Origin of the sequence: Paraburkholderia sediminicola, assembly GCF_046027355.1 — a bacterium.
Classification (GTDB): domain Bacteria; phylum Pseudomonadota; class Gammaproteobacteria; order Burkholderiales; family Burkholderiaceae; genus Paraburkholderia; species Paraburkholderia sediminicola_B.
In genome coordinates this window covers 364,808-379,131 of the sequence record NZ_JAQQEK010000002.1, presented here as the reverse complement: position 1 = coordinate 379,131, position 14,324 = coordinate 364,808, and the positions used below count along the sequence as shown (strand labels likewise).

Sequence of the window (14,324 nt, the reverse complement as noted above, 5' to 3'; positions counted from 1 at the left end):
GGACGCGCGGAAGGACTTGAAGGCACGGAAGGACCTGCGACCGCGGAAGGGCCGAAAAGCGCGCAAGGATCGAAGGGCGCGCCAAGCGTCGGCGACGCATGGCCCCGCGCGCAGCCGCCGCCTTTGATACGAACAACGGAGACAACTTGCTAATGCCGCAATCCGCTGCCCTGCCAAGCTATCGCGACACGGTGCGCGCCGAATGGGTCGATTACAACGGCCATCTGCGCGACGCGTTCTATATGCTGATCTTCAGCTTCGCGACGGACGCCCTGATCGACCTCATCGGTTTGCCGGACGCCGTGCGCAAAGAACGCCGGCGCTCGATCTACACGCTCGAAGCGCATATCAACTATCTGCATGAGATCAAGGAAGGTGCGCAGGTGCGCGTCGACATGCGTTTGCTCGGGCACGACGCAAAGCGGCTGCATCTGTACCTCGAAATGTTTGCCGGCGATGTCGACGAACCGGTGGCAGCCGGCGAGCAGATGTTGCTGCATGTGGATACCGGCGGACCACGCGCCGCCGCGTTCGATCCGGACGTCGCGGCACACGTGCGGGCATTGGCCGACGCGCATGCCGCACTGCCGCCCGCCGCGTTTGCCGGCCGCGTGATCGGCTTGCCCGCGCGAACGAAGCCCAGTGGGACTGGCCATGCTTGAGCCAGAGATTGCCGCGTTCATCGAAAGAACCGCCGCGATTTATCCGGGGCATTCGACTTCGTTGACGCCGCCTGAACAGCGCAAGATTTACGACCGCTACGCCGCGGCGATCACGCCCGCGTTGCCGGATGAAGTCGTGACGCAGGACGCCGAATTCCAAACCGGCGCGGGCCATTCGATCGCATTGCGGCTGTACCGGAACCGTGCAAGGCATCACGAGGCGCCGCGTGGCGCCGTGCTGTACTTTCACGGCGGCGGCTTCGTGCTCGGCTCGCTGGACAGCCATCAACTCGTGACCGCACGCCTTGCCGCGGACACCGGTCTCGATGTGATCGCGGTCGACTACCGGCTGGCTCCCGAACATCCCGCGCCGGCCGCGCATGACGATTGCATGGAGGTCACGCTCGCCGCTTTGGCAGGGCGCTTGCCGTTCGATCTGCGTCCCGGCGCTCCACTGCAACTAGCCGGCGACAGCGCCGGCGCCACGCTCGCGGCCAGCGTGGCGATGCGGCTACGCGACGACGCCATTCAAGGCATAAGCGGCCTCGCGCTGATTTATCCAATGCTCGGCACCGAGCCGCAGATGCCCGCGCGCGAAACGGAAGCACATGCGCCGATGCTCAAGCTAGCCGACGTTCATGCGTTCCGCGATCTGTATTGGGGCACCCACCCGCCCTTCCCCGCGTGGACGATCCCACTCGATGCGACCCGCTACGACGGCCTGCCGCCGACGCTGGCGATCGGCGTCGAACATGATCCGTTGCGGGACGACGCGCGCGTGTTTGCCGAGCGTATCAACGCGGCCGGTGGCGAGGCGCGGCTCCTGATCGGCGCCGGGCTCGTGCATGGATGCTGGCGCGCCATCGAATCGAGCCCCGGCGTACAGAGGTTTCACGAGGAAGTGTGCCGTTTTCTGTCCGCCCATGCGACGCGGGCGTCGTCCGCGGCCGGTCGTCAGCACGGGTCAGGCTACGGATAGTCGGTCGCAACGGCCACCGCTTTCAACCTATGGATTACTGGCTCTGACGCCAACGTGGCGAGCGCGCAGGCGTCTTGCGCAATGCGCGATCCGCTGGCGTGTCCGGTGCCGGCAACCGCACGGTGAAGGTCGTGTGGATGCCTCGTATCGAACTGCACTCGATACTCCCGCCCAGCAGTTCCGTCGCGCGACGGCAGAACGCGAGCCCCATGCCCGCGCCACTGCCGTGCCGCTTGGTCGTGAAGAAGGCGTCGAAGATATAGGGCAGGACGTCGGGCGCGATGCCCGGCCCGGTATCGCGGAATTGCAGCACGCAGAAGTCCTGATCCTGAACGGCGCTGATCGTGATCTCGCCATCGCCGCCCACGCGAATGGCGTGCAACGCGTTTTTCAGCAGGTTGAACAGCACGGAAACCACGACCGTGTCCGAGCCCGAAAAAGACAGGGCGAGGTCGATGGGCATCACCGTGACACGCTCACGCTCGTCGCCGCTGAACGGATACCGCTCCAGCGCCGACATCACGCACTGGTGCACGGAATGCCGGCTGAAGCCGCCGCGGTCCAGACGATCGAGCGTGAAAGACGCGAGCGCCATTTCGACCATCGCGCTGGTGCCGGAGACTTCGCGCCGGATCGCCGTCGCAAGCTGGCCGATGCGCTCGGACTGTCCGGACTCGTCGTGATCGTCATACAGCCCGTGCGTGACGGCCGTCCGGTAGCCCTTGAACACATGGCCCCATACGCTGGCGATTTCGTCGGCGTGCATGCCGATGGTCGCGAGCGGTGTCGAAATCTCGTGCGCGATGGTCGCCGCCACGGCATACGGATGAATCAGGTGATAGCGGACGATCGTGATCGCCAGCAGCCCGAGGCTCAGGCCGATGAACAGGACGCCCGGCGGATAGAACCCGAAGCCGTAGTTGACCGCGTAATCGACCGCGGCAAACGAGTACAAACAAAGGCTCGCCAGGCACAAATCGAGGCGCCGGCGCGCGTCGCCCTCCGCCTTCTGGCGCGCGGCTAGCAGCAGCTGTCCGCTGCGCCCGGCCAGCAACACGGTCTGCACGACATGCACGGGGTGCAGTGGCCCCGCGACCGGATAGTAGCCGAAGAAGAAGTGCTGATAGCCGGCCACCACTTCGTTACCGGGCAGCAGTATCGCGAGGACGAAACACAGACCGTACGACGCGAGCAATATCGGCCGCTCCCGGCGCTGCGCCGCCACCTCCGTCACGAAGTGGTAGAACGTTGTCGGCAGAAAGAGAATGAAGAGATAGCCGCATCTGACCAGCAGGTCCGCGGTCTGCGGGTTTTCAGTCTGAAACAGCAGCGTCCATGCGCCTTGCCAGGCGAAGGTCGCGACGCACATCAGGATGAACGGCGTGAATAGACGCGTCGCGCCTTGCGTAATCAGTACGTACAGCGCGAACACCACGAACATCGCGGACACGAAGGCAGTCGGAATGGCGTACATGTGGCTCAACGTGTCGACAGACTTTAGCGAGTCCGCTCATTCCGCCATTGCGCGAAGGTCACCAGGTCCAGGCCCACGTCGGCCTTGTCGATCGGGGTCCAGCAGTAGAAAACGTCATCCCAGCCCGGAATGGTCCGCGGCGTCAGCGTCCTGACGGTCATGCCGGAGCGATACGCCAGATTCGGCCAGAAGATCGGCATCACCTCGCGCACCGCCATTTGCTTCAGGAGTTCGGCCGGGCCGTCCTCGTCCGCGACGATTTCGCCTTGGGAAATCCAGTCGTTCTCAGCCCACGCGACGAAAACGCTCGGGTTGCCGGCGCGATCGAACATCAGAATGGCGTCCTGTTCCGGGCGCCAGTAGTACTCGACGATACCGTTCGCGGCCACCACCTCGTCGATGACCTTGCGCGTTCGCGAGTCGCAATACGTCATGCCGTTCTCGCCCAACGCCAGCCAGCCGCCTTCCGAACAATGCCGGATTTTGGCATCCTTCAAGAAATGGGCCAGCCGGTTCGCGGAGTCGGTATCCGTTTTTCTCAGGTACAGATCGACGATTCCCGCATTGAAGGCTTTGACCGCGACGGTTTCGTCCGCGACTCCGGTCAGCAGCACTTTCGCGCAGCGCAGATTGGAGATGGACGAGAGGAATTCGACGCCGTTCATGCCCGGCATGTCGAAATCCACGACCACCGCCGCCACTTCCGAGAAACGGGAGCCGCGAGCCAGGATGTCCCGTTCCGCCGCGGTTTCCATGTAGCGCTCAAAACCCGTCTCGCTCACGCATGCCGACGCGGGCGCGAACTCCAGCGAATTCTCGCGAGCATGCTGACGGATGAACGCAAGCGCGGTTTGCGGCCGCGTAAAAAACAGATTGGTGGCGGTATCCGGAAAGAAACGCCGCAGGGCGTCGAGGTAGCTGTCGTTGTCATCCACGAAAACAACCGTCGACGGATAGATAACAGGTGGTCGGATAAAATTGTTCATATTTTCACGTGGTTCGTCACGCCCCCGCTGGAGGACAACCGCGGCAGGCCGCCAGCCGTGGGGTCACAGCAACCCGCACGGCAAGCCCGCACGACAAGCTGCGGCGCGGCGGCGCCCCAAGCATTGGGGAGCCGCCTCCGGTTCCCGCATGTTCGTCTATGGAACATTCCGGCGCGCCTCGGACCTGCTTATAGGCAGGATTCTCTCACGCCGGTCGCCAAGGCGGTTTTCCGCTGAACAATATAGTACAGGGCCTTGGCATCGATCGTGCGAAGTCGCCGCGGCGCTCAACGGCAGCGCTTATGCGTTCCGGGAATCCGCGATGCAAAGCAGCTCCTTTACGGCCGCGACGCAACCTCGTCCAGATGCTCCAGAAGATCGGCGGGATCGTCGTAGACCCGCAGCGCGCCCGCCCGTTCCAGTTCCTCCGTGCCGTACCCGCCCGACAGCAAGCCCACACCCAGCGCACGACAGCGCCGCGCCGCGAGCATGTCCCAGATGCTGTCGCCGACCACCACCGTGTTTTCGACCGGCACACCAAGGCGTCCCGCCGCGGCGATGAACAGATCCGGATCCGGCTTTGCATATTTGACGTCGTCGCGCGTCACGACCACCGCCTTCGCGGGATCGACACCCAGCGCCTCCAGATTGAGCGCCGCCGTCTCCATGCGGCCGCTCGTCGCGACGGCCCAAGGCGTTCCGGCTTGCGTCAGCGCGTCGAGCAAGGCCCGCGCGCCCGGCAACGGACACACCTGCGCGCGCAACCGCTGATAGGCCGCGGCGTGAGCATGACGCAGACGCTCGACCCGTTCGGCGCTGATTTCACCGTGCGTTTCCCGCAGAAGCTGATTGGTGAAAAGGCCGCCGCTCATGCCGATCTTGCGGTGGATTCGCCAGACCGACAAGGGAATGCCTTCGCTGTCGAGCGCTTCCTTCCAGGCCAGCACGTGCTGGTAGACGCTGTCGACCAGCGTTCCGTCGAGATCGAAGAGGAAAGAGGTCTGGATTCGCATGGTGTGCTCCTGTTGATGACTCCGTTCGCCAATATGCCATGTCCCGGGATTCGCGGGTCGCGCGAATCCGGTCCCCTTTCCCCTTGACCCTCACGTAGCGTAAGGTTCTAACCTCCAACGTGCATACTGACCGGAGGCTCGAATGCTGTTGAAAGTGGGAGAACTTGCGAAGCGCAGCGGACTGACCGTGCGCACGCTTCACCACTACGACGCAATCGGACTGCTCATACCTTCGGCGCGTGCCGAGAACGGCTACCGGCTCTACGACCGCGACGACGTCGCCCGGCTTCATCAGATCCAGGCGCTGCGCCGTTTCGGACTCGCGCTCGCCGAGATTCAGACCTGCCTGACGCAACCGGAGACGCCGCTGGTATCGATCGTCGCGCGGCAGATCGCCATGCTCGACAGCCAGATTGCACAGGCGAAGCGCTTGCGCGAACGCCTCGTCGATCTGCACGGCGTGTTGCTCGACGGCAAGGAACCGGAGCTGACCGATTGGCTGATCACGTTGGAGTTGATGACCATGTACGACAAGTATTTCTCCGAAGACGAACTCGCACGCATGCCGATGTACCGCAATAGCCAGACGCCGAACCCGGAATGGATCGGACTCATCGGCGAGGTCCGCGCGTTGATGGACAGCGGTGTGACGCCCGAGAGCGACGAGGCGCGCGCCTTGTCGATTCGCTGGATGACGATGCTCGTGCGCGACACGAACGGCGACCCCCGTCTGCTCGCCAAGCTGAATCTGATGCACGACAACGAACCGTCGATGCAAACGCATATCGGTATTTCGACGCAGTTGCGCGACTACGTGCTGCGCGCCTTCAGCGAAACAAAACTGCTGATCTACGAGAAGTATCTGTCGCCCGAGGAGATTCGCTTCATGCGCGCCAACTACGGCAAGCGCTCAATGGAATGGCCGCAACTGATGGCCGACGTGCGCGATGCGATCGACGTGGGCGTCGGGCCGCGGACATCGCGAGCACGCGGGCTTGCGCTTCGCTGGCTCGAACTTTTCAGAAGCTACGCGGGCGACGATCCACGTACGCAGGCCAAGTTCCGCCATGCGCTGCAAACGGAGCCGGAGTTGATGACCGGCACATGGGCGGATGAAACGCTGCTCGCGTTCATCCGCGAGGCGATGGCGAACGTCGCGCAGCCGCTTTGACGTGACGCGCGGCTTCCGGTCGATTTCGGCCGGCCGGGAGTTCAGCGGTCTGCACTGAGTCGATTCTCGCGCTGTGTTGTTCATGCTAGCCTCGTGACTTCCAATAACAGGACGTCGCATGAACACACCTCGATTGCGCCCTCATGGCCTGACCCGGCGACGCACGATCGCGATGCTTGCCGCGCTATTGACGATTTCGACCAGCGTGAATCACTCTGCCCTCGCGCAGACTGAAAACACGACCAACGTCGAGTATTTCGGCTCAGTCGGTGAAGCGAAGGTCGGCATGACGCTCGTGCTGCATGGGAAAGTGATCGGCAAAGGACATTACTTCTACTACCGCTACCTCAAGGATATTGCACTGACCGGCCAACAGTCGGGCAGCAATTTGACCTTGCAGGAAGCGAACGGCACGTTCGATCTGCACTTCGTGGGCAACGGATCGAACGGCGCCCAGCCACTCGATTTTTCAAATAGCGTGGGCCTTGCCGGCAGTTGGACTGGCGGCGCAAAGACCTTGCCGGTCAAATTCGCTCTCGAAGGAATGTCATTCGCGGACGCGAATGCAGGACACCGCTACGGGATGATCACCGACGAAACGGATGACGCATTCGAAGCACGCGCTCAGGGCTTTTACTTCGCCGCGCTGAAGGGCGACTCGAAGCAGGCGGCGCGTTTCGTTCACTTTCCGCTGCGAGTGAACTGGAGCGCGGCGCATCACGAGATGATAGGTTCGGCGAATCAGCTTGCCGCCAACTGGAATCGCATCTTCACGCCCAAGTATCTTGCGGCGCTACGTGAGACCGTTCCGCATGATATGCCGGTGATCAAGAGCCAGTACGCGATGCTCGGTGCCGGGCTGGCTTTCTTTACCGATAAGGGTGTCGAGGTTTTGAATGCGCAGTAGGAGCGCGCTGGGCGGGGTGGAGAATGTTGCAGCGCGGGCCGCTCTCTCGGTCTTTACGCGTCGCGAGCGCGGGCGGACCTTGTGGTTGCGATCGACGTCGGCACGCAACGGCTACAGCGTGCCGTCACCGACCTTGCCGCGATGTGTAATCGACGCGCCGCCATTCATATCGGCGGCGCGTCGATCGTTTTCAGCGCTTATTAGAATGCTTATTGACGCGCTTATTGAGCCACTTACTGGCCCGTGTAACCGAGCGGAACAGTCGCATTGGCTTTGGCAACCGTCGCGTTGTTCGACACGATGTACTGCGGCACTTCGGTGAGAGTCAGCGCGACCTGGCCGTTGGTGTAGGCAACCGTGCTGACATTGCCGTAACCATCGATCTTCGTCACATTGCCCGACGTGCCAGCGTTGTCGACCTGCAGCGAATAACTGGTCGAATAGCTCTGGCTATACGTGCCGTTGCTCGCCGGCCACTGCGCGTTGTTGTGCGTCCACGCCGCGGTCACGACCTTGCCGTTACCCAGTTGCTGGAATCCGTACGCAAAGACGCCGGCGGGTGCGCTCTTGATACGGCCCAGCGTATTCGTGCCGTCGAGAACACGCGTCATCGTTGCGAAGGCCATCGCTTCAGGCTTCGGCGAAAGGTTGGTCGCACCGAACGCGCCTTGCGCGTTGTTCAGATCGAAGAACGAGCCGTATCCCACTTCGCCCGGATAGTCGGCACCGTAGAACAGCGTCGTGACCTGTGCACCGCCGCCAAGCACGATGATGTGCGCCCGCACGCCGACTGCCGCATGCGCGAACAACTGGTTCTGCGACGGCACATTAGGACCGTAGTTGAGACCCGGATCGTAGCTCACGCCGGCTTCCGTGAAGAACAGCTTCATGTTCGGCTTGCCTGCCTGCATGACCGAACGCAGCTGCGTCATCTGGTTGTCGAGCGCGTTGGCCTGGTTCGCCGGATCCGGATCGGAGTCCTGCAATTCAGGCGGATGAGACGGGTACGTACCCGCATTCCAGTAGCCATGCGTTGCGACCGCATCGATGTAATTCCACAGACCGAGTGCGCCAAACTTCTGCAGATAGCCCGTTGTACAGGTATCGCAATTCGAAGCGAACGGATTGCCTGTGCCCATCACGACTGCATTCGGATCGGTCGAGTGAATGCCCTGATAAGCAGCCTTGTACATGGCGACGAAGTTCGCGTCGCTATCCGCCCAGCCGAGGCTCGGTTCCCACGTTACCTGATAGTAGTTCTTTTGCTGATTCGGGTAATTGGCAGCGCGGATCAGGCTCGTATCGGTGCCGACCTTGCTCATGAAGGTCTGGAACTCAGGCATGTTCGACGGCGCGTAGTAGCTGTCGTTGAACTGACCGGTCTTCGAATCCCACGCCGGCAGTCCATCGAGACGCACGATGCGCATCTGATCAGGATTCGCCTTGTAGAACGGATCGAGGTCATTCACGTTCGGCGTGTACGTGTTCGGACCATTGGGTTCCATCGCCGATACCTGACGGTCATCGATCGTCCACGAGATGCCCAGAGCGTGCAGCGCTGCAATGTTGCCGTTGAAGCCCTGCATGCCGAAGCGGTGCTGATCCTGATGCGCATACGTCACGGTGCCCAGTGCCGAACTGAGGTTCGGCAACACACCGAATGTCGCGATGCCGACCGGACGCGTGCCGCTTCGCGGCAATGTGCCGCCGTTCGAACGCAGGGTGGCGGTGAGTGCGCCATAGCCGGACCACGTCGACGTACACGGAATCGTGCTGGTTTGTACACCGGCCTTGACTGCGAAACTGCCTTGCGTCTTGATCGCGCCGTTGGAATCCGCTACGGACCAGACAACGGTATCCGCGCTCGGCGCGTTCGTCGTGATTGCGAGCTTGAACGAGGCGTTGTTCTGGAACACGCGCAGGCCGTCGGTGGTGGGCGTGTCGGCGCTGATCACGCCGTTCGCGGTTCCGCCAGCCGTTTGCGTCGGCGTGCTGCACGACATGGTCGAGCCGCCCGGCGTCGGGGACGGCGTCGCGCTCGGAGTCGGGCTCGGCGCGGGAGTCGGCGTTGGCGTTGGCGTTGGCGTCGGGGTCGGCGTCGGCGTCGGTGTGGGAGTCGGTGTGGGAGTCGGTGTGGGAGTCGGGGTCGGGGTCGGGGTCGGGGTCGGCGTCGGGGCCGGAGTCGGCGTTGCGGCAACCGCTTTAACCCAGCAAGACTTGCCATAGCCGTACGCCGGATCCGACTGCGACACTGCGCCGACATAGCAGCCGACGCCGTTGCTGAACGTGCGCGGCGCTGTCAACATCACCGACGGCGAGGTGGGCGGAACCGCACCGAACACCACCGAGCCCGTTCCGAGGAATGAGCACTTGCCATTTTCCTGCGCGCACAACTTGTATTGCTGCCCTGAGACCGTGATGGTGCTTGCCTGAGCCTGCGCGCTTTCCGCGGCAAACGATGCCAACACTGTTGCTGATGCAACGCCCAATAGTTTCAAGTATCTCGTCATTGTCCGTATGTTTCGCTAAAAGCAGGTTGTCCCCGAGAATTCAGCAAGATCGATCAGTCGTCCCGCCTTGACGTTTTTGAGTACAGAGAGAGGTGAACCTGAGAACGCGCTGACCGCGTTCATTGCTGATGAAGCTGAAGCTTTGATGTGCCGCTATCCGGTGCGGACGCACTTGCCATCCGCTCGCACGCCGACTTCCGCCGAACAGCGGCGTAATCGAAATTTTTCCCGACGTCGAACCAGCATCTATTTATTACGACATCCTTACTATTTAATTGCATCGCGATCGTTCGACAATCGCTACCAATGACTACATCGAGATCTTCAACACCGACCATCGAGCGCAACGTGCACCAACATCAGACCGTGCGCACCGATTGCGTGAAAAATTCTGCCGACGCCGGGATGAAGGATTCCACCGATCGAATGACCGGGAAAACATCACAAGGGGTTAATGCATGCCGCTGACGCGGCTCGAACATCTGGCGAGGCTCGCACTGACAGGTCAGTGCACCTCAGTTTGATAAACAAATGTCGCACCAATATGCGCGAGTTAAAAATTTAGGATCACGAAAAATTAATGCAATTTTTTTTCGTTCACCGTTGACAGTCCGTTATTGACGTGAACCCGTCGGCTCGCCAGTGATCAAGGTGCGCCCTCGCCTCGCGAGTCGGGTTCGGAACCCAAAAAACCGATTGATCCGCGGACTTTCTTCGCGCGATCCAACGGCAGCGAAAGATCTGATGCGTCGAATTCGAAGCGTGCCACGCCTCCGTCAACACCGCTTCGCCTGAGAAATACAGGCTACCGCAGCGCAGCAACGATCAATGTAACTGTTACAGAATGGACAGTGCTCGACCTGTCTCTCTCCGGTATTAGTTACAGAAGTTTTAGCAGACGAATTATAAACGTTTCATCCGCGTAACGTGCCCGCTTCAGGGGCGATAAGTGATAATTACGAAAAATTTCAATAAGATCCGTCCGAAGCTTTTCCAAACGATGACGAATAGAAAAGCTCTGCCTCATAGCGCGGCAGAAAACGTAAATGTTTGATTTGTCAGCAGATTGATGGCGTCTTTCTTGACCGATGTTGCGGTCGCGCAACTTTTATATTGGTAATACAAATACACCGGCGCCGCTACTGACCGCATAGCGGGACGAAAACGGCCATTTTGAGGGTATTGGAGGAGAAATAGTGTCGCATCGTTTTTATCGGAAATTCAGTTCGTTCCAGGAAACAACCGAACGGAGAAATCGATGCGACGATATCTCGCGAATTTACTTCGGATGACGAACTAGATGGGCATTCCGTATAGAATTGAATATCGCCGCGGCCAGCAAAGTCGACGCAGCATCTTCGCCAGCAACGCATCCACCGCCAACTTTTTTCGGCGGTCTTCTCGGACTACTACCTGCTCGATACGTTGATCCACGGCGAGGGCACGCTGACGACGGAAGCGCGAGACTATCTCGAACGCCTCGGAATCTCCCACAAGGTGTCGGTTCGCGATGGTGCATCCGCCACGACCGATCTGTCGACGGGTCAGCGCAAACGGCTCGCGCTGGTGCACACGTATCTGGAACGCCGGCCGGTGATGGTGCTCGACGAATGGGCGGCCGACCAGGACTCGACCTTCCGCCGGATTTTCTACAGCTAGATCCTGCCGGACCTGAAGCGTCAGGGCAAAACGCTGATCGTGATTTCACACGACGATCGCTATTTCAATGCAGCCGACCGTTATATCCGGCTGGAAGACGGCCGCTTTGTCGAAGAAGTGCGGCCCGTGCACGTGTCGGGTCATGCGCCGCTTCAGGCCAACACATCGTAATGCGCCGCGTGCCGCCGAGGCCAAGGCCAAGGCCAAGGTCGCGGTCGCGGCGCATCAGCCCATTGCCTATCGCGCCGCCGTCGCAAACAGCACCGGATCGTTGCGATACAAATCCGGGAACATCCGCTTCAGGTCAGTCACTTTCGGCAGATCGTTGATCGCGATGTACGGGTAGTCCGGATGCAGCGCGAGGAAGTTCTGGTGATAACTTTCCGCCGGATAAAAGCCCTTGAAGTCCTCCACGCGAGTCACGACTTTCGCTGAAAACACATGAGCGTTGTCGATCTGCGTGATATACGACTGCGCAATACCGCGCTGCGCTGCATTCACCGGAAAGATCGCCGAGCGATATTGCGAGCCGTGGTCGGGGCCCTGATAGTCCAACTCAGTCGGATTGTGCGCGACCGAGAAGAAGATCTGCAGCAAACGTCCATACGTGATCTGCGTGGGATCGTAAGTGATCTGCACCGACTCCGCGTGTCCCGTATCGCCGTCGCTGACGGTTTCGTATTGCGCCGTGGATGCCGCGCCGCCGCTGTACCCCGAGGCAACCTGCTTCACGCCGCGCACGTGTTCGAACACGCCTTGCACGCCCCAGAAACAGCCGCCCGCGAACACCGCCGTTTCGGTATGCGTCGCGGCGGCTTTTTCGTCCTGTACGGGCGCGGGAATCTTCGTGGCGGCTTCAGCCGAATGCGCGACGTGCTGCGCGGCCACCACACCGAGAGCAACGACGACGAGGCCCATGATTCGAGTGACGGAGAAACGCTTCCGCAGCGACGCTGTGCTGTTAGATATCGTGCGCATGGTCAGTCCTTTTGGTCAATTGAGAGTTGTTGGGGCGGCCCGCTCGCACCGCCTTAGCCGAACGTGAAAGCAAACGCCTGCACGCCCGGGTCCAGAAATTCGATCGAGAAGGTGTGATCGCCGACTTCGCCGGTTTGCCGCACCAACTGATAGAGACGCTGTCCGGTCACGGTGCCGCTGCCATCGGCGGCGACGTCGGTGCCGTGCGACGCACCGGGCGCGGCGCCGTCGACGCTCACGCGAAACCGCACCGGCTTACCGTCCTTGCCCGGACCAAGCACCAGATGCAGGTCGCGTGCATGAAAGCGATACACGATGCGCCCCGACGGGGCCACGAGCGTGGCGTGCTCCGCGCCCACGTTCCATGAACCGGCGAGCCCCCAGTCGTTGACGCCAGGTTGCGACGGCGCCGCATACGTGTGCGTCTTGTCCGCCACTTCCCCGCCCGGCGACACGAAGTTCTCCGCCCGCTGATAGCCGACGTAGGTTTCCGGCGATTGCATGTCGGCGTTGTCCGCCGCGGCCTGCACGCCTTGCGCGCCGCCGTGTGCAATACCGATGGCGACCTTCGACGCATTCGCATGGCCCGCCTCGGTCAGCAGTTGCTGGATCACCTTCTCCGATTCAGCGTAATCGCCTTCGCCGAAGTGGTGATAACGGATCTGCCCTTTCGCATCGACGAAATAGTGCGCGGGCCAATACTGGTTATTCAGCGCGCGCCAGATCGCATAGTTGTTGTCGATCGCGACGGGATAGTCGACGCCGAGGTCGTGCGTTGCCTTCTTCACGTTGTCGATATTGCGTTCGAAGGCGAATTCCGGCGCATGCACGCCGATCACGACGAGCCCCTGATCCTTATACTTCTGCGCCCACGCTTTGACATACGGCAGCGAGCGCAGACAGTTGATGCACGAGTAAGTCCAGAAATCGACCAGCACGACCTTGCCGCGCAAGTCCTGCGTCGTGAGCGGCGGCGAATTCAGCCATTGGACCGCGCCGTTCAACGGGGGCAGCACGCCTTCGACCGGCAGCGGCGCCGCCTCGGCGGCGGTGCGCATCATCGCGCCGCCCTGCGCCGCATTGGCCACGGTGGAATCCGCATCGGCGTTAGCGGCCGGTTGCGACGCGGGGTTGGCGCTCACCATCGCACCGCCGGACGCATCGGCCGGATTGTCGGCGACCGGCGCTTTGCCCGGGGCCGCGTTCGGCGACAGCTTATCGACGAGTTTCTGTTCGAGACCGCCAGTCGCGACGGTCGAGACACGAGCGAGTATGCCGGTGTCGAAACCGAGCGCGATCGCCGCCACGCCACACAACATCAGCGCACCGATGCCGCGGCGGATCCATTCGCCTGCGCCGAGCGACCGCTTCATCGCCGTGAACACCTTGCCGCCGATCAGCAGCGCCACCGCCAGCGAAGTCGCCGCACCGGCCGCGTAGGCCGCCAGCAGCAACGTCGTGCCGACGCTCGCACCGCGCAATGCCGCCCCCGTCAGCACGAGACCGAGAATCGGACCGGCGCACGGCGCCCACAGCAGCCCGGTGGCAATGCCGAGCAAAAACGACGAACCCGCGCGGACCTGCTGACCGTCGGCCTGCGCGAAATTCGACAGGCGATTGCCGGCGCTGACGAGCGGCCGCATCAGATGATCGGCGAAGCGCGGGAACAGCAGCGTCAGCCCGAAGATCGCGAGCAGTGCGATAGCCAGCCAGCGGCCGTACTGGTTGGCTTGCGTGACCCAGCCGCCGCCCACCGCGGCAAGCGTGGCGACGAGGGCGAAGGTCAGCGCCATGCCCGCCAGCAAGGGCAATCCGCTGCGCACGAAAGGCTGGTCGGCGCGCGCGAAAACGAAGGGCAGCACCGGCAGGATGCACGGGCTGAGAATCGTGAGAGCGCCGCCGAGATAGGCGAGAACGATGAGTAACATGTCAGTTCCGAACGTTCATTTAGGTCGGTTAAAGTGGGCACGCTGGCTCGGCCGGCA

At 61.7% G+C, this 14,324-nt stretch carries 10 protein-coding genes and 1 pseudogene; 5 read left to right on the top strand and 6 right to left on the bottom strand.

Features of this window, described 5'->3' with window-relative positions; genetic code table 11:
- The first annotated feature begins 152 nt into the window (after positions 1 to 152).
- Positions 153 to 662 carry a thioesterase family protein gene (locus PQR42_RS04945; RefSeq protein WP_408382794.1) on the top strand — a complete coding sequence of 170 codons (510 nt, stop codon included), beginning with the start codon at positions 153 to 155 and terminating at the stop codon, positions 660 to 662.
- The gene (locus PQR42_RS04940; protein WP_408382793.1) at positions 655 to 1,641 is read left to right on the top strand and encodes an alpha/beta hydrolase; all 987 of its coding nucleotides are present in this window, start codon (positions 655 to 657) and stop codon (positions 1,639 to 1,641) included. The genes PQR42_RS04945 and PQR42_RS04940 overlap by 8 nt, the downstream gene beginning before the upstream one ends.
- Before the next feature lie 34 nt (positions 1,642 to 1,675).
- Here the strand turns inward: PQR42_RS04940 and PQR42_RS04935 are convergent, their stop codons facing one another.
- From PQR42_RS04935 to PQR42_RS04925, 3 genes are all read right to left on the bottom strand, one after another.
- A complete protein-coding gene (locus PQR42_RS04935) occupies positions 1,676 to 3,115 on the bottom strand; it encodes a sensor histidine kinase (protein ID WP_408205110.1) in 1,440 nt (479 codons plus the stop codon).
- 23 nt (positions 3,116 to 3,138) lie between these two features.
- Positions 3,139 to 4,101 carry a response regulator gene (locus PQR42_RS04930; RefSeq protein ID WP_408382791.1) on the bottom strand — a complete coding sequence of 321 codons (963 nt, stop codon included), beginning with the start codon at positions 4,099 to 4,101 and terminating at the stop codon, positions 3,139 to 3,141.
- Between the two features lie 338 nt (positions 4,102 to 4,439).
- Positions 4,440 to 5,114 (bottom strand): HAD family hydrolase, encoded by a 675-nt coding sequence (locus PQR42_RS04925; protein WP_132377739.1) that lies wholly within the window; start codon positions 5,112 to 5,114, stop codon positions 4,440 to 4,442.
- A gap of 142 nt (positions 5,115 to 5,256) precedes the next feature.
- Between PQR42_RS04925 and PQR42_RS04920 the strand changes: the two genes are divergently transcribed.
- Entirely contained in the window at positions 5,257 to 6,285 is a 1,029-nt protein-coding gene (locus tag PQR42_RS04920; protein WP_408382789.1) for a MerR family transcriptional regulator, read from the top strand.
- 118 nt (positions 6,286 to 6,403) lie between these two features.
- A complete protein-coding gene (locus PQR42_RS04915) occupies positions 6,404 to 7,192 on the top strand; it encodes a hypothetical protein (protein WP_408382787.1) in 789 nt (262 codons plus the stop codon).
- Positions 7,193 to 7,425: 233 nt separating this feature from the next.
- Here the strand turns inward: PQR42_RS04915 and PQR42_RS04910 are convergent, their stop codons facing one another.
- Positions 7,426 to 9,702: a hypothetical protein gene (locus tag PQR42_RS04910; protein WP_408493578.1), complete on the bottom strand. Its 2,277-nt coding sequence runs from the start codon at positions 9,700 to 9,702 to the stop codon at positions 7,426 to 7,428.
- Between the two features lie 1,374 nt (positions 9,703 to 11,076).
- Between PQR42_RS04910 and PQR42_RS04905 the strand changes: the two are divergent.
- Positions 11,077 to 11,532: pseudogene (locus tag PQR42_RS04905) on the top strand (ATP-binding cassette domain-containing protein); the annotation flags it as partial.
- 66 nt (positions 11,533 to 11,598) lie between these two features.
- On the opposite strand, the gene msrA reads toward PQR42_RS04905, so the two are convergent.
- Both msrA and PQR42_RS04895 read right to left on the bottom strand, forming a co-directional pair.
- Positions 11,599 to 12,339: a peptide-methionine (S)-S-oxide reductase MsrA gene (gene msrA / locus PQR42_RS04900; protein ID WP_408205105.1), complete on the bottom strand. Its 741-nt coding sequence runs from the start codon at positions 12,337 to 12,339 to the stop codon at positions 11,599 to 11,601.
- Between the two features lie 53 nt (positions 12,340 to 12,392).
- The gene (locus PQR42_RS04895; RefSeq protein ID WP_408382783.1) at positions 12,393 to 14,267 is read right to left on the bottom strand and encodes a cytochrome c biogenesis protein DipZ; all 1,875 of its coding nucleotides are present in this window, start codon (positions 14,265 to 14,267) and stop codon (positions 12,393 to 12,395) included.
- Between the last annotated feature and the right edge of the window lie 57 nt (positions 14,268 to 14,324).